Consider the following 15,617-nt stretch of genomic DNA (forward strand, 5'->3'; position numbering starts at 1 on the left):
TCGCTACACTCTGCACATGCCACCGGAAGAACTCCCGAAGCTGACCCTGCGGGAGCGGAAGAAGCGCGAGGCGCGGCGGGCGCTCGCGCAGGCCGCGCTGCGGCTCACGCTGGAGCGGGGGCTGGAGAACGTCCGGGTGGAGGACATCGCCAACGAGGTCGGCGTCTCCCCCCGCACATTCAACAACTACTTCTCCAGCAAGGAGCAGGCGGTCTGCGCGGTCGTCGTCGACCGCCACGAGGGGATGCGCGAGGCCCTGCTCGCGCGGCCGCCGGGGGAACCGCTCTGGGAGTCCGTCAAGCACGCCGTGCTCGAGCAATATTCGCGTGAAGGCGAACCGGATCGCGCGTATGTTGCGCGTATCCGGGAGCTGATGGGCCAGCTGGCGCTGCGTGGGGAGTTCCTGCGCGCCCACGCGACGGTCGAGCAGGTCCTGGCCGAGACGATCGCGAAACGGGTGGCCGGTGTGGACCACCTGCTGTGCCGGCTGATGGCCTCCTCGGTGGAAAGCGCCGTCCGCGTCGCCTTCGTCAACTGGTTCACGAGCGAAGGCGAGCAGCTGCTGCCGGTTCTGGAGCGGCTGCTGGACGAGCTGGCCGCCGGGATACCGGGCCTGACCGGGGGCACCGCTGTGAAATCCGACCCGAACACCACCACCGCACTGGGGGAACCGTTGTGCTAGTCAAGCTCCTGCGCAGCCACCTGCGCCCGTACCGGGGCACGCTGTGGGTGATCGTCGCGCTCCAGCTGGTGCAGACGATCGCCATGCTCTACCTGCCGACGCTGAACGCCGACATCGTCGACAACGGCCTGATCAAGGGCGACATGGCCTACATCGTGCGGATCGGCGCGGTGATGCTCGCCGTCACGCTGGCCCAGATCGCCGGCTCGGTCGGCGCGGTCTACTTCGGCGCCCGCACCGCGATGGCGATCGGCCGCGACATCCGCGCCGGCGTCTTCCACCGGGTGCAGGACTTCTCGGCCCGCGAGGTCGGCCAGTTCGGCACGCCGTCGCTGATCACCCGCACCACCAACGACGTCCAGCAGGTCCAGATGCTGGTGCTGATGACGCTGACGCTGATGGTGTCCGCGCCGATCATGTGCGTCGGCGGCATCATCCTGGCGCTCAACCTCGACGTGCCGCTGTCGTCGCTGCTGCTGGTGATCGTGCCCGTGCTCGCGGTCTCCGTCGGGCTCATCATCGCCAAGATGCGTCCGGCGTTCCGCCTGATGCAGGTGCGCATCGACCGGATCAACCAGATCCTGCGCGAGCAGATCATGGGCATCCGGGTCATCCGGGCGTTCGTCCGCGACAAGCACGAACGGCGGCGGTTCGACGTCGCCAACGACGAGCTGCTGACCGTGTCGCTGCGGGTCGGGCGGCTGATGGCGCTGATGTTCCCGATCGTGATGCTGGTGATGAACACCTCCAGCGTCGCGGTGCTGTGGTTCGGCGGCCAGCGCATCGACTCCGGCAGCATGCAGATCGGCGCCATGACGGCGTTCCTGTCCTACCTGCTGCAGATCCTGATGGCCGTCATGATGGCCACGTTCATGTTCATGATGGTCCCGCGCGCGGAGGTCAGCGCCGAGCGGATCAGCGAGGTGCTCGACACCGAGTCGAGCGTCCGCCCGCCGGTGTCGCCGATCCGCCCGGGCGCGGTGCACGGGCACCTGGAGCTCTCCGGGGTCGAGTTCCGCTACCCCGGCGCGGAAAAGCCCGTGCTGTGCGACATTTCGCTGATCGGGCGGCCGGGTGAGACCACCGCCGTGATCGGCTCCACCGGCACCGGCAAGACCACACTGCTCAACCTGATCCCGCGGCTGATGGACGCCACCGCCGGCACGGTGAAGGTCGACGGCGTGGACGTGCGCGACCTCGACCCGGCGGTGCTCGCCCGCGCGGTCGGGCTCGTGCCGCAGAAGCCGTACCTGTTCGCCGGCACGGTGGCGAGCAACCTGCGCTACGGCAACCCGGACGCGACCGACGAAGAGCTGTGGCACGCGCTGGAAGTGGCCCAGGGCAAGGACTTCGTCGAGGCGATGGCCGAGGGCCTCGACGCGCCGATCGCCCAGGGCGGCACGAACGTCTCGGGCGGCCAGCGGCAGCGGCTCGCGATCGCCCGGATGCTGGTGCACAAACCGGAGATCTACTTGTTCGACGACTCGTTCTCGGCGCTGGACTACGCGACCGACGCGGCCCTGCGCCGCGCGCTGGTGTCGGAGACGAAGGACGCGACGGTGGTCATCGTCGCGCAGCGGGTCAGCACGATCCGCGGCGCCGACCGGATCATCGTCCTCGACGAAGGCCGCGTCGTCGGCACCGGCACCCACCACGAACTCATGGACGGCAACGAAACCTACCGGGAAATCGTGCTGTCCCAGCTGACCGAGCAGGAGGCGGCGTGAGCACCACCGAATCGCCCAAGGCCGCCGTCACCGACGCCGGGGAACGCCCCACCGCCCAGCGCCACCGCAACACCGGGGCCGCGGCCGCCGGCCCGGGCGCCCGCTTCATGGGCGGCGGCGCGCCGCCGGAAAAGGCGCTGGACTTCAAGGGATCCCTCAAGCGGCTGCTGCAGCTGCTGAAACCGCAACGGGCCGCCCTGGTCGGCGTCCTCGTGCTCGGCGCGGCGAGCGTCACCCTGACCGTGATCGGGCCGAAGATCCTCGGCCAGGCCACCGACGCCATCCTCGCCGGCGTGCTCGGCAAGCAGGTGCCGCCGGGGGTCACGAAGGAGCAGATCGTCGCCGGCCTGCGGGCCCGCGGCGACGGCACGCTCGCCGACATCTACAGCCGCGTCGACCTCGTGCCCGGGGTCGGCATCGACTTCGACAAGGTCGGCCAGATCCTGCTGACCGTGCTGGCGCTGTTCGTCATCTCGTCGTTCCTCGGGCTGATCCAGGCCCGGCTGACGACGACGCTGGTGCAGCAGGCGGTGTACCGGCTGCGCCAGGAGGTCGAGGACAAGTTCGCGCGGCTGCCGCTGAAGTACTTCGACCGCCAGCCCCGCGGCGAGGTGCTTTCCCGCGTCACCAACGACATCGACAACCTGGCGCAGTCGCTGCAGCAGACGCTGTCGCAGATCGTCTCGTCGCTGCTGACGGTGATCGGCGTGCTGATCATGATGTTCCTGATTTCGCCGCTGCTGGCGCTGATCGCCCTGCTCACGGTGCCGCTGTCGGCGGTCGTGGCGGCGAAGGTCGGGAAGCGGGCGCAGCCGAACTTCATCAAGCAGTGGTCGACGACCGGGAAGCTCAACGCGCACGTCGAGGAGATGTACACCGGCCACTCGCTGGTCAAGGTGTTCGGACGCCGCGACGAGTCCGCGGCGATCTTCGACAAGCAGAACGAAACGCTGTACCAGGCGAGCTTCCGGGCGCAGTTCATCTCCGGGATGATCCAGCCGGCGATGATGTTCATCGGCAACCTGAGCTACGTCCTGGTGGCGGTGATCGGCGCACTGCGCGTCGCGTCGGGCAGCCTCACGCTCGGCGAGGTGCAGGCGTTCATCCAGTACTCGCGCCAGTTCAGCCAGCCGGTGACGCAGATCGCCAGCATGGCGAACCTGCTGCAGTCCGGCGTCGCCTCGGCCGAGCGGGTGTTCGCGCTGCTCGACGCCGAGGAGCAGGGCCCGGAGCCGGCGGACCCGCAGCGGCCGTCGGTGATCCGCGGGCGCGTCGAGTTCCAGGACGTCTCCTTCCGCTACCTGCCGGAGAAGCCGCTGATCGACGACCTGTCGCTGACCGTCGAACCCGGTCAGACGGTCGCGATCGTCGGACCCACCGGCGCGGGGAAGACGACGCTGGTCAACCTGCTCATGCGGTTCTACGAGCTCGACAGCGGGCGCATCACGCTCGACGGCGTCGACATCGCGAAGATGAACCGCGAGGAGCTGCGCGACCAGACGGGCATGGTGCTGCAGGACGCGTGGCTGTTCGGCGGCACGATCGCGGAGAACATCGCCTACGGCGCGGACGACCCGAGCCGCGAGGAGATCATCGAAGCGGCGAAGGCGACGCACGTGGACCGCTTCGTGCGGACCTTGCCGGACGGGTACGAAACGGTGCTCGACGACGAAGGCGGCACGGTCAGCGCGGGCGAGAAGCAGCTGATCACGGTGGCGCGGGCGTTCCTGGCCAAGCCGGTCATCCTCATCCTGGACGAGGCGACCAGCTCGGTCGACACCCGCACCGAAGTGCTCATCCAGCGGGCGATGAACTCGCTGCGCAGCGGCCGCACGAGTTTCGTGATCGCGCACCGCCTCTCGACCATCCGCGACGCCGACGTGATCCTGGTGATGGAACACGGCCGGATCGTCGAACACGGCGACCACGACACGCTGCTGCGCAGCGGTGGTGCGTATGCGCGGTTGTACGCGGCGCAGTTCGCCGAAGCGATGGCCGAGACCGACTGACGTCGCCGCCCCGGTACCCTGGAAGCTCTTCGAGCGGAAGGGGTACTGGGGCGCCGATGGCGGACAGACTCGAGGAATACCGCGGCAAGCGGGCCCGTGACCGCACCTCCGAACCGTGGCCGGACGGCCCGCCCGTCCCCGGGGACAACGACCTCTTCGTCATCCAGGAACACCACGCCACCCGGCTGCACTGGGACTTCCGGCTGGAACGCGACGGCGTGCTGGTGTCGTGGGCGGTGCCGAAGGGCCTGCCCCTCTCCCCCGGCGTGCCGCGGCTGGCGGTGCACACCGAGGACCACCCCATGGAGTATCTGACCTTCTCCGGGGAGATCCCGGCGGGCGAGTACGGCGGCGGCCGGATGACCGTGTGGGACACCGGGAAGTACGAAACCCTGCACTGGAACGACCACAAGGTCGAGGTGGTCTTCCACGGCGACCGCGCGCGCGGCAAGTACCTGTTCACCAACCGGCACGACGAGGACGCCCGCGACTGGACGCTGCGGCGCCTCGACCCGGCCGAACCGGGCCACGAAGACGCGCCGGAGTTCCTCGAGCCGATGACGGCGGCCCCCGGCGAGCTGCCGGCGGACGACGACGAGTGGGCCTACGAGTTCGCCTGGGGCGGCCTGCGCACGATGCTGCTGGTCTGCGGCGGCCGCGTCACCGCGCACGACGAGACCGGCGCCGACGTCACCGGCCGGTATCCCGAGCTGCACAAGCTCGGCGAGCAGCTCGGGTCGACGGAAGTGCTGCTGGACGGCGAAGTCGTCGTGGTGAAGGACGGCAAGCCGTACCCGGACGGTCTCGAAGAACGCCGCCGGGCCGACGGCGCGGCCGCCAAGCGGCTCAAGACCAGCTGCCCGGTCTTCTACTTCGCGTCCGACGTTCTGCACCTCGACGGCCGGGCCACGCTGGAGCTGCCGTACACGAAACGCCGGGAACTCCTCGACGGCCTGGCGGTCGAGGACCGGCACTGGCAGGTACCGCGCTACTTCCTCGGCGGCGGCGAGGCCGTCGCCGGGGCCAGCCGCCAGCACGGCCTCCCCGGCGTCGTGGCGAAGCGCGCGGACAGCCCGTACCGCCCGGGCGGCGGCCCGGGCGACTGGCTGCTCGTCAGGAACTGACCCGGCGGGCCAGCGCAACGCCGGCCACGACGACCACCAGTCCGGCCACGACGTTGCCGATCAGCGCGCCGGCGGACGGCGAGGTCTCACCGGCGTGCCGGAGCAGCCACGGCGAGACGGCGGCCCACGCACCGAGGACGGGGACCACCCAGCCGATCAGGGCCAGCCTCCGGGTGGCCGTGCGGGCGATCGCCAGCGCGACCAGGACCAGGCCGACGAGGGTGTCGCTCAGCGCGAGGACGGCCGCGCCGCCGAAGCCGGTGATCCACGGGGCCAGGACCAGGTAGAGCCCGGCCAGCAGAACGAATCCGGCCGCGGCGCCGACCACCGTCGTGCGGTGCCGGGCGGCCGGGGTGCTGGGGGTTGTCATTTTCCCACCTCCACCCCTGGAGATACCCCTTCGTCGCACCGGGTAACCGGGGCCTGCCCGCCGCCCTTGCCGCCGACAGGCCCCGGCGCCTCAGTAACCGCAGATGTAGTAGGTGACGTCTCACCGCCTCACCTCGCCGCTGCAGGACCACCGCTAGATCATCAGCACGAGGGGCGCAGTCGAAGCTGCCGCCGTGCCGACGCGTGAGGGTGTCACACTCGGGGCGCATGCCTTCGCGGTTACCGGCCGGCCAGCTCGGCAACGACCGGAGCAAGAGCACCGGCGGCCTCGGCGCCGACCACGAAGTAGGAGAACCCGATCTCCTCCCGTCGCCGTTGAATCTCCTCGGCAGCCGCAGAAGGGTCACTGGGCAGGAACGCCAGCGAGTCCGCGGCCCGGACTGCAGCCGGGTCGGTGCCGGGTCCGGCCATGAACGCCGCGACCGAATCGCCGACCACCGGCACGTGCAACGCCAACTCCGCACCACGACGGTTGTCGAAGCGTTCCACCCGCTCGATCGACGCGGCCCGCGTCTCGATCTGTGGCATCACGAACGTCACCGTGTCGGCGAGTTCTGCGGCGAGCGCTTCCGCCTTCGGCCCGCCCACGGCCATGACCACCGGCGTGTGCAGGTCCGGCCCATCGAGATCGCGCAGCGCCGCGACGACCTCACGCACCTGACTCGACCGCTGGCCCACCGGGGTGGCCGGCAGCCCCAGCTCACGGAGCTGGCCGGCGATCCCGGGCCGGCCGGTGCCGATGCCCATCTCGAAACGACCCTCGGTGAGCACGGACAACGAGTGGGCCTCCCACGCGGTGATCCACGCCGGCCGGACCGGAGACGCGTACACCCAGGTGCCCACCCGCAAGCCGGTGATCGTCGCCGCCACCGCGAGCGCCGGCCCCGGTGCCGGCTGCCACTGCGGCACATCGGGCATCAAGATCGTCGAATAACCGCTATCGGCCAGAACACGCAGCTGATCACGCCAGGCCGGCAGACCAGCGGTGATCGGCGCCACGACCCCGAACCGCAACGGCCTGATCTCGCGTGTCGAGTTACCCGCCATGGTGAAGCCCCTTCCCCTGCGGCCCGGTCTGGCGCCGAGCTCATCCCTACCACGAACGAGCGACCGCGCATCCGACATCACGCGCCAAACAATCAGGCGCATCCGGTCGCGCCGTCGAACCGCTATGAGGCCGCATGGATACTCATCGCCTACGCTCCAAGAGACCGGCGTGGACACAAGGCAGATCCGCCCGGCACAGGGCGATCCGGGCACGGAACGACTGCACCACCGGGCCAGTCGGCAGTGGAGCCGTCCACCGGTAGGACGGGGCACGAGCCACCACGGCCGCCACCAATGTCCGGCCGAAGCCGAGGCGTCGGTATTCGGCAACGACATGACATAGTCGAGGGTGGCCGTCCGGCAGCTCGCGCACAGGCTGGCGGTCACCGCGCCGACCTCGGTGCCGTCGAGATGGAGTTCGATCCGACCCGCCGGCGTTCCCACGGCCGGCGGATGGGCAACCAAGACGAGCCCGTCACAAATCCCGCCCGCTCGCCGTCACACTGACCGGCGGCCACCGCAATGACGTCATGGCCGGCCTCGCGCGTTCACGCTCGTCAACGCGAGCGGATAGCTACCACGCCTCGCGTGCCTCCCCGGCCAGGGAGGGGCGACCGACCGGAATCCGAGCCGTTACGGACCCGTCGGCGCCCTGCACAGGCTCCGGTAGAAGTCCCGATGGGCTTCGGCGGCCGCGGGCCACGTGTAGCGGCGGGCCAGTGCCCGGCCGGCCGCCGGGTCGGTGCCGTCGAGTGCCGCGCGCAGCTCGGCGGCGAAGCCGGGTGGGTCGGCGGCGAACCGCACGGCCTCGCCGAAGACCTCTCTCAGTACGGGCAGGTCGCGGGTCACCACCGATACCCCGGCGGCGAGCGCCTCCATCGCGGCCAGCCCGAAGCCCTCCTTGGTGGACGGGAAGGCGAACACCGCCGCCGAAGCGACCAGTGACGGCAGCTCGTCGTGCGCGACCGGACCCAGCACGACCGGCGAGACGCCCAGCTCGGCGGCGCGTTTCTCCCAACGGGCCCGGTAGTCGCGGTAGTCGAAGAGCGTCTCGCCGCCGGCGATCAGCAGGCGGAGGTCCGGCTCGGCCAGCAGCGCGTACGCCTCCAGCAGGTCCAGCGAGCCCTTCCGCGGCTCGATCCCGCCGACAGCGAGCACGTATCGCCCTCGCGCAGAAGAACGGCGGGCCGTCGCGAAGCGGTCGTAGTCGACGCCGTTGGGGATCACCGCCGCTTCGATGCCCCAGCCGTCGCGGACCTCGGCGGCGACCGAGGCGGACACGCAGATGTGCGCGTACGGCCGGACGATCGCGCGTTCGTGGCAGGCCGCCAGCTCCGGCGTCGTGAAGGTGTCGAGGTGGTGGACGGTCCGGACGCAAGCGTCGACGGCGTTCGCGCTGATGCAGTCCTGCGCGTGCACCACGTCGTAGGCGTCCGGGGTGAAGGCCGCACGCAACACCGCGATGGAGCGCAGGATCCGCTCGCCGACGGACTCGTCCGGGACGTCGGGGAACGGGACGATCGCCAGCCGCACGCGCGGGTCGACCGGCCGGAAGAACCCCGCGTCGCCGCCGCGTCCGAGCGTCCACACGGTGACGTCTTCGCCGAGTTCCGCCAGCGCCTCGGCCAAGGCGAGAGTGTGCACGACCCCGCCGCGCGGTTTGGTCGAGTAGCTCAGCAGGGCGATCCGCATCAGACCTCCCGGTACACCGACGGTTTCCGTTCCCCCAGGTGGTGCAGGACGCGCCGGGCGTTGGCGACCTCCTGCCCGACGTCGAGTTCGGCCACCGCGATCCCGGCTTTCGACCAGGTGCGGGCGAGGATCTCGCCGCCGGGTCCGACGACCTTGGCCTGGCCGAGGAACCGCATTCCGCCCATCGCGCCGGTCTGGTTGGACGAGACCAGCACGACCTGGTTCTCCGCCGCCCGCGCCTGGTCGTAGAGGTCGAACAGGCGGGACTGGCGGTCCTGCGCCATCCGCGGCGCGCGGTTGGTGATGCTGGTCGGCCACGCGCTCAGGCAGGCCACGATGTCGGCGCCGTCGATGGCGAGGGACCGGGCCGACTCGGGGAACGTCTTGTCGTAGTCGATCAGCATGCCCAGCCGCCCGACCGGCGTGTCGAACGCGGCGAACCGGTCACCCGCCGTGTAGGCGATGCTCTCCCCCGGCGGCTGGTGGACCTTGCGGTGCCGCCCGAGCACCCCGTCGCCGGTGAGGCACACCGCGGAGTTGTAGCGGCGTGGCCCGTCGGCTTCGCAGTAGCCCACGCAGACGACCATCTCCGCGGCGAGCGACGAGATGGTCTTGAGTTCCGCGCAGTCCGGGTCGAGCGCCGGTGGCAGCGCGTCCGGGTCCGGGTGGCGCAGGTCGGCGAGGTAGCCGCCGAGGGCCGCGTCCGGCAGCACCAGCAGCGCGGCGCCGGACGAGCGCGCGTGGTCGATCAGCGTCGCGATGCGCTGGAGGTCGAAGTCGAGGTCGCGGCCGAAGTGCGCGGCCACGGCGGCGATCCGGGTCTGCCCCATTCACGGGACACTAACCGGGTAGGCGTCGGGCCGTCTGTCCGCCAGGTGCCCCATCGACCGCCGGGCGGTGGCCAGCGCCGCGGGGACGTCGAGCTCGGCGATCGCCATCCCCTCGGCGACGCCGGTGTCGGCGAGGACTTCGCCGCCGGGGTCGACGACCTTGGCGCTCGCGACGAACCGGAGGTCGCCGAAGGTGCCGGACTGGTTGGCCGAGAGCCAGACGATCTGGTTCTCCAGCGCGCGGGCCCGGTCGAACAGGTCGAACCGGCGCTTCCACCGGTCTTCGGCGAGGTCGGCGGCCGGGTTGGTCCGGCTGCCGGGCCAGGCGCTCATGCAGACGACGATTTCGGCGCCGTCGAGGGCCAGCGCCCGCGCCGATTCCGGGAACGCCTTGTCGTAGCAGATCAGCATGCCCAGCCGCCCGACCGGCGTGTCGAACGCGGCGAACTCCCGCCCTGCGCCGTAGCTGGCGTTTTCGGAGAGGGGCTGGTGGACCTTGCGGTGGTGGCCGAGGACGCCGTCGCCGCTGACGCACACCGCCGAGTTGTAGCGGCGGCCGCCGGCCAGTTCGCAGTACCCCGCCGTGACGACCAGGTCGCCGGCCAGTGCGGCCAGCCGCTTCAGCTCCGGGCCGTCGGCGGCCAGCGCGGGCGGCCCCTCGGCGCCACCGTCGAGGTTGGCCAGGTAGCCGCCGAGCGCCGCCTCGGGCAGGGCCAGCAGCCGGACGCCTTCGGCCTTCGCCTCACCGATCAGCTTCTCGATGCGGGCGAAGTCGGCTTCGAGGTCGCGGTCGAACGGCGCGGCGACCGCGGCCATCCTCAGTGTCGTCATGAATTCCCCAATCCGGTGACGCCGCCGTCGATGGCGGTCGTCAGTTCGCCGTCGGGCCAGCGCAGCGTGACGCCGGTGCCCGCGACCAGTTCGCCGCAGGCCGCGGTGGCCGCGGGCCCGGCGGGGGCCGGGGCGCCGGTGGTCAGCATCGCGAAGCCCGGGAAGCAGGTCAGCCAGTCCCCTGTGGACGCTCCACGCGGCCGCGGCACGCGTTCGACGTCGAGCACCGCGCCGCAGCCGGACGCTTCGGCGAGCATGCCGAGGGTACCGGCGATCCCGGCCATCGAGACGTCCTTGGCCGCGGCCGGTCTCGCCTTCGCGACCGAGCCGAGCAGTTCGCGCAGTTCGGGAGTACGACGGGAGCTCGTCGAGTCCCACTGACGTCCCGTGTAGCCGGGCCGCCAGCCACCGCCGAGGTCGGCGGTGAGCCAGACGCGCTGCCCCGGCCGGCCACCGCCGCCGGGCACCGGGTCGGTGGTCCGGCCCAGCGCCGTCACCGACAGCGAAGCCGGGACGCCGAACTGCGTGTGCCCACCGAGCACCGGCACGCCGTACGCCTCGCTCGCCTTCCGCAGTCCGCTGAGGACACGGGCGGCGAAGGACGCGTCCCGGGCGCCGAGCGCGTCGAGCAACCCGGTCGGCGTGGCGCCCATCGCGGCCAGGTCGTTGAGGTTGACCAGCACCGAGCACCAGCCCGCCCACTCCGGGTCGCGCTCGACCATGGCCGGGATGATCGCGTCGCAGGCGGCGACGACGTCGGTGCCGGGCAGCGGGACGCCGTCGTCGCCGACGAAGCCGGGCACGCCGGTCAGCCCGCGCAGCAGCGGCCCGAGCGCGGCCTTGGTCGAGCGGGCCAGTGCGGCGATCCGGCCGATCGGCCACCGCATCAGCACGTGGTCGTGGCCGGCGACGGTCGCCGGCCGGACCCGCTGCCAGCCGAGCCGGGTGAACAGCTTCTCGGTGCGGGTCTGCACGGTCGCTTCGAACCGCAGCGCGCCTTCGGCCTCGGCCCGCGCGCAGGCCGCGCGGATCAGGGCCGAGCCGATCCCGGCCGGCGAGCCGGGCGCGACGACCAGGCGCCCGCCCCGCCACCACCCGAGGTCGGGCCCGTCGGTGGCCGGGCCGAGCCGGACCCCGCCGAGCACGTCACCGGTGGTGTCCCGCGCGACGAGCACGATCGTGCGCGGATCCGTGTCGTGGTCGTCGAGGTCGTGCCCGGCGAACAGGCCCTGCCGCGCCACGAAGGCGTCGTGACGCAGCGCGCGGTAGGCCGTGAGTCCACTGTGGCCGGCTTCGGCGATGTGGAACGCCGGGCGGGCGGCGACGCTGCGGACGTCACCGAGCAGCGCGAGGATGTCGTCGTCCACGTCAGCCTCCCGCCGCGCTGAGCAGCCCGCAGGCACCGCACGCGGCGCAGCCCGCGCCCTGGTCGGCGCCGGTCATCCCGGCCGCCCGCAGCAGCGCCGCGACCCGGCTCGTGACGTCGGCGACCAGCGACGGCGAAGGCGCGGTGGCACCGTCGCGGCGGGCGAGGGTGCCGAGCATCGGCCGCATCGGGACGACGAACGGGTACACGCCCGCGTCGATCAGCCGCCCGGCGCCTTCGACCAGGTCGTCCGGGTCCTCGCCGAGGCCGATCAGCAGGTAGGTCGAGACGCGGTTGCGGCCGAACACCCGGACCGCCTCCGCCCACGCGGCCTCGTACTCGGCCAGCGGCACGGTCGCCTTGCCCGGCATCCAGCGCCGCCGGACGTCGTCGTCGAGCGACTCCACGTGGATGCCGATCGACGTCGCCCCGGCTTCCCGCAGCTCGGTGAGCACGCCGAGGTCGCCCGGCGGCTCGATCTGCACCTGGATCGGCAGGCCCGGCACGGCGTCGAGCACCGCCCGGACGCACCGGACCAGGTGCCGGGCCCCGCGATCCGGCCCGGCCGTCGTCCCGGTCGTCATCACCATCTGCCGGACGCCGTCGAGGCGCACGGCCGCCTCGGCGACCTCCGCGAGCTGCTGCGGTGTCTTCGCGGCCACCGTGGCCCCCGCCCGCAGCGACTCTTCGATGGTGCAGAACCGGCAGCGCTGGTCCTCGGCGTACCGGATGCAGGTCTGCACGACGGTCGTCGCGAGGACGTCCTTGCCGTGCAGCAACGCGATCTTCCGGTACGGCACACCGTCCGCTGTGGACAGATCGTAGAACCGCGGGCGGGCCACGGGTGTCACGCTGAGGCCGAGGTCGGCCGGGCCCCGGTGGATCCGGCCGTCGCGGACCTCGTAGGGGCTGTCGGGGTTCAGCGGCAGCGTGGCGTTGGCACCGTCGACGACCAGGTGACCGTCGTCGCTCGGCCCGGCGCCCTTGCTGCGCTGCACGGGTGCGTCCATCCGCACCCCGCGGACGGCGATGTCGGCGCGGGTGTCCAAATCCTCTTCGATGCCAACGCGCACGGACCGCTCCTAGAACATGTAGGTGGAGTTGATGATCGCGCCCTTGCGCGCGTAGTGGATCAGCGCGTCCTGGACGTCGAGCGGGTGCGTCGGGATGACGCCCTCGATGAGGTCCTCCTCGCGGGCGCCGTGCAGCGAGAGGCCGAAGCGGCAGCAGTAGGCCTTGCCGCCTTCCCTGATGAACGTCTTGAGCTGGTCGTTGATGTTCAGCTCGCCCGGGAACGCGGCGTTGCCCGTGGTCGGGAAGCCGCGGGTGGCCAGGCAGTTCAGCGAACCCGGGCCGTAGAAGTAGATCGCCGCCTCGAAGCCCTTCCGCAGCGCGCGGGTCGCCTGCAGGATCGCCACGAAGCTCACCGACGACTCGTGCGCGATGCCGTGCACGAGGGTGAAGTAGCTCTGGCCGGGTTCGGCCTGGTAGTCCGGGAAGACCTTGGTCCCGCCGTAGAGGCTGGACCCCTGCGGCAGCGACGGGTGCGGGATCTCGTCGAGGCTGGTCTTCTCGGTCTCGGTCAGCTCTGCCATCGGTCTATTTCCCTTTCTTCGGTCCGTACAGCACGTCGAACGTGCCGCGGAAAACCAGGTCGCCGAGCTCGCCGTCGCCGGCCGCGGCGGCCAGCTTCGCGAGTTCGCCCTCGTGATCGCCCCACGGCTGGTCGGAGGCGAACAGCACGCGGTCGTGGCCGAGGCCCCGGCGTGAGATCTCCTCGACGAGCCAGCGCGGCGTGAAGCCGATCGCCCACGACAGGTCCGTGTAGACCTGCTTCCCGGCGGCGATCCAGTCGAAGAACCGGCCGCCGACGAGCTTGATGTGCCCGCTCATGCCGCCGCCGAAGTGGACGAGGTGCAGCTTGACGTCGTCGGCGTAGGTGTCGACGAGCTTGCCGACCTAGTCGATGTCGGACGCCGCGCCGGGCGAGGTGTGGACGTGCACGACGAGGTCGTGCTCCCGCGCGGTGGCGAAGATCCGGTCCAGCTGCGGCTTGCAGGCAGGATCGGACGCCCGGCCACCGAGCAGGAAGCTGAGCTTCAGCGCCCGCACGCCTTCTTCGCCCGCCAGTTTCAGGGCTTCCTCGGTGCGGTCGGCGTCTTCGGCCCGCGGAGACACCCACAGCGCGGCGCTGATCCGGTCGTCCTTGCCCGCCGCTTCGACGCAGAGTTCGTTGAAGGAAAACGCGATCGCCGGGTCCGGGACGCCGTAGTTCGGGATCACCAGCGCCCGTTCGGTGCCTTCGCGGTCCAAATCGGACAGCAGCTCGCCGATCGTCGCGCGGCTGCCGATGGCCGGCGCGACCGGCGGACCACCGTAGAACGGGTAGGCCGGCAGCACGCCCAGGTGCCGGTGAGCGTCGTGGGTCCAGCGCATCACGCCACCGTCCGGGGCGCGACCCAGTCGTCGTCGGCCGGGTAGGTGCTCACCGGCGTGCCGGAGAGCCACCGGACGTCGCCGCCGCGGCCGACGTCGGTGATCCGCCGGGTCAGATACTCCGCGTCCGCGGCGACGCCGCAGAACCGCCCCGAGCCCCAGGTGTGCTGCCACGGCAGGCCGAGGAAGTACAGCCCGGGACAGCTGGTGACGCCGCGGTGGTGCGTCGGGTAGCCCTTGCCGTCGAACACCGGGACGTCGATCCAGCGGTGGTCGCGGCCGAACCCGGTGCTCCAGACGACGGCCGAAAGCGCTTCCGCGTCGAGGGCGCGCGCCCCGTCCGGCGGTTCCCAGACCGGCTTGTACCGCTCCTCCCGGGGCGCCGCGATCCCGCGTTGGGCGATGAAGGCGTCGATCGAGTCCTTGATGCCTTCGGACACCGCGTCCGCCGCGTCGAGGTTGCGGCGCAGGTCGTCGGCGAAGCTCAACTGTCCATTTCGGATGCTCGTGAGCCGGCCGTAGAGCTGCATGCCTTGGGTGGCGAACGCGCGCAGGTCGATGTCGTGCCCGCCGTCCCGGCCGGTGACGTAGTGGTTCGCGCGGAACCGGACGGCGTCCGCGTCGGCGAACTCGTCGATCCCCCGGGCGTAGTAACCCATCTCGTCGAGCCACGCGACGACGTCCCGGCCGCGGTAGCGCCGGGCCACCCGCGGCGCGGACCCGACGGCGAGGTGCACGCGGCGCCCGGCCAGGTGCAGGTCTTCGGCGATCTGGCAGCCGGACTGCCCGGTGCCCACGACCAAGACGTCCCCGTCGGGTGGCTGGGCGGGGTTGCGGTATTCGGCCGAATGCAGCTGGACGACGTGCTCGGGCAGCCGCTCGGCCAACCGCGGCGTCAGCGGCACCTGGTAGGGGCCGGTGGCCAGCACGACGTGGTCGGCGGTCAGCTCGCCGTCCGACGTCGTGAGCCGGAACCCGCCACCGGGCAGCTGCCGCAGCCGCGTCGCCTCGACGCCCTCGTGCAGCGGGACGTCGAAGTCCTTCACGTACGACTCGAGGTAGGCGACGATCTCGTCGCGGACCATGAACCCGTCCGGATCGTCGCCCGCGTAGGGGAACCCGGGCAGCCGGCATTGCCAGTTCGGCGTGACCAGGCAGAAACTGTCCCAGCGGCGGGTCCGCCATTCGTGCCCCGCGCGCTCGCGTTCGAGCACCAGGTGCCCGACCCCGGCAGTGGTCAGGCAGTGGGACATCGACAGTCCCGCCTGGCCGCCGCCGACCACGATCACCGGCCGGTGCAGGCCGTCGAGCTGGAGGTTCATGCCGATCAGTGCACCGGCGAAGCATTTCTGGCCGGTTTCATCCGGAACATCGGCGTGTTACCAGGCCTGCGCTGGGTGACAACTTTTCCCGGTGGCGCTTAACATCAGGCCACGGCCGCCCCGCCTGACCACTACGTCCAGGGCCGACACGCCTTGCCTGT

15 protein-coding genes are annotated in these 15,617 nt (G+C 71.4%); 4 read left to right on the forward strand and 11 right to left on the reverse strand.

The window, feature by feature from the left end:
• Positions 1-16: 16 nt before the first annotated feature.
• From AB0M93_RS07825 to AB0M93_RS07840, 4 genes are read left to right on the forward strand one after another with little or no spacing between them, the layout of a single operon-like run.
• Positions 17-682: a TetR/AcrR family transcriptional regulator gene (locus AB0M93_RS07825; RefSeq protein WP_364269579.1), complete on the forward strand. Its 666-nt coding sequence runs from the start codon at positions 17-19 to the stop codon at positions 680-682.
• On the forward strand, positions 676-2,409 hold the full coding sequence (locus tag AB0M93_RS07830) for an ABC transporter ATP-binding protein (protein WP_364269581.1): 1,734 nt from the start codon (positions 676-678) through the stop codon (positions 2,407-2,409). Before AB0M93_RS07825 ends, AB0M93_RS07830 begins: the two co-directional genes overlap by 7 nt.
• Positions 2,406-4,418 carry an ABC transporter ATP-binding protein gene (locus AB0M93_RS07835; RefSeq protein ID WP_364269583.1) on the forward strand — a complete coding sequence of 671 codons (2,013 nt, stop codon included), beginning with the start codon at positions 2,406-2,408 and terminating at the stop codon, positions 4,416-4,418. The genes AB0M93_RS07830 and AB0M93_RS07835 overlap by 4 nt, the downstream gene beginning before the upstream one ends.
• Positions 4,419-4,474: 56 nt before the next feature.
• The gene (locus AB0M93_RS07840; RefSeq protein WP_364269585.1) at positions 4,475-5,542 is read left to right on the forward strand and encodes a DNA polymerase ligase N-terminal domain-containing protein; all 1,068 of its coding nucleotides are present in this window, start codon (positions 4,475-4,477) and stop codon (positions 5,540-5,542) included.
• Here AB0M93_RS07840 and AB0M93_RS07845 read toward each other — a convergent pair.
• From AB0M93_RS07845 to AB0M93_RS07895, 11 genes are all read right to left on the reverse strand, one after another.
• Positions 5,532-5,912, reverse strand: coding sequence for an SPW repeat protein (locus AB0M93_RS07845; RefSeq protein ID WP_364269587.1), 381 nt, complete (start codon positions 5,910-5,912; stop codon positions 5,532-5,534). The two genes, AB0M93_RS07840 and AB0M93_RS07845, sit on opposite strands and share 11 nt — an antisense overlap.
• 239 nt (positions 5,913-6,151) lie before the next feature.
• Entirely contained in the window at positions 6,152-6,931 is a 780-nt protein-coding gene (locus AB0M93_RS07850) for an LLM class flavin-dependent oxidoreductase (protein ID WP_364269589.1), read from the reverse strand.
• Positions 6,932-7,612: 681 nt separating this feature from the next.
• Positions 7,613-8,671, reverse strand: coding sequence for an MSMEG_0565 family glycosyltransferase (locus AB0M93_RS07855; RefSeq protein WP_364269591.1), 1,059 nt, complete (start codon positions 8,669-8,671; stop codon positions 7,613-7,615).
• The gene (locus AB0M93_RS07860) at positions 8,671-9,501 is read right to left on the reverse strand and encodes a carbon-nitrogen hydrolase family protein (protein WP_364269593.1); all 831 of its coding nucleotides are present in this window, start codon (positions 9,499-9,501) and stop codon (positions 8,671-8,673) included. Before AB0M93_RS07860 ends, AB0M93_RS07855 begins: the two co-directional genes overlap by 1 nt.
• A complete protein-coding gene (locus AB0M93_RS07865; RefSeq protein ID WP_364269595.1) occupies positions 9,502-10,332 on the reverse strand; it encodes a carbon-nitrogen hydrolase family protein in 831 nt (276 codons plus the stop codon).
• On the reverse strand, positions 10,329-11,699 hold the full coding sequence (locus AB0M93_RS07870) for an MSMEG_0567/sll0787 family protein (protein WP_364269597.1): 1,371 nt from the start codon (positions 11,697-11,699) through the stop codon (positions 10,329-10,331). The genes AB0M93_RS07865 and AB0M93_RS07870 overlap by 4 nt, the downstream gene beginning before the upstream one ends.
• Before the next feature lies 1 nt (position 11,700).
• The gene (locus AB0M93_RS07875; protein ID WP_364269599.1) at positions 11,701-12,771 is read right to left on the reverse strand and encodes an MSMEG_0568 family radical SAM protein; all 1,071 of its coding nucleotides are present in this window, start codon (positions 12,769-12,771) and stop codon (positions 11,701-11,703) included.
• Positions 12,772-12,780: 9 nt separating this feature from the next.
• A complete protein-coding gene (locus tag AB0M93_RS07880; RefSeq protein ID WP_364269601.1) occupies positions 12,781-13,293 on the reverse strand; it encodes an MSMEG_0572/Sll0783 family nitrogen starvation response protein in 513 nt (170 codons plus the stop codon).
• 4 nt (positions 13,294-13,297) lie between these two features.
• A complete protein-coding gene (locus AB0M93_RS07885; RefSeq protein ID WP_364269603.1) occupies positions 13,298-13,591 on the reverse strand; it encodes a hypothetical protein in 294 nt (97 codons plus the stop codon).
• 66 nt (positions 13,592-13,657) lie between these two features.
• Positions 13,658-14,134: an amidohydrolase family protein gene (locus AB0M93_RS07890; protein WP_364269605.1), complete on the reverse strand. Its 477-nt coding sequence runs from the start codon at positions 14,132-14,134 to the stop codon at positions 13,658-13,660.
• Complete coding sequence (locus AB0M93_RS07895; RefSeq protein ID WP_364269607.1) at positions 14,134-15,456, reverse strand: MSMEG_0569 family flavin-dependent oxidoreductase; 1,323 nt, start codon at positions 15,454-15,456, stop codon at positions 14,134-14,136. Before AB0M93_RS07895 ends, AB0M93_RS07890 begins: the two co-directional genes overlap by 1 nt.
• Between the last annotated feature and the right edge of the window lie 161 nt (positions 15,457-15,617).

This window comes from Amycolatopsis sp. NPDC051102, assembly GCF_040682815.1.
Classification (GTDB): domain Bacteria; phylum Actinomycetota; class Actinomycetes; order Mycobacteriales; family Pseudonocardiaceae; genus Amycolatopsis.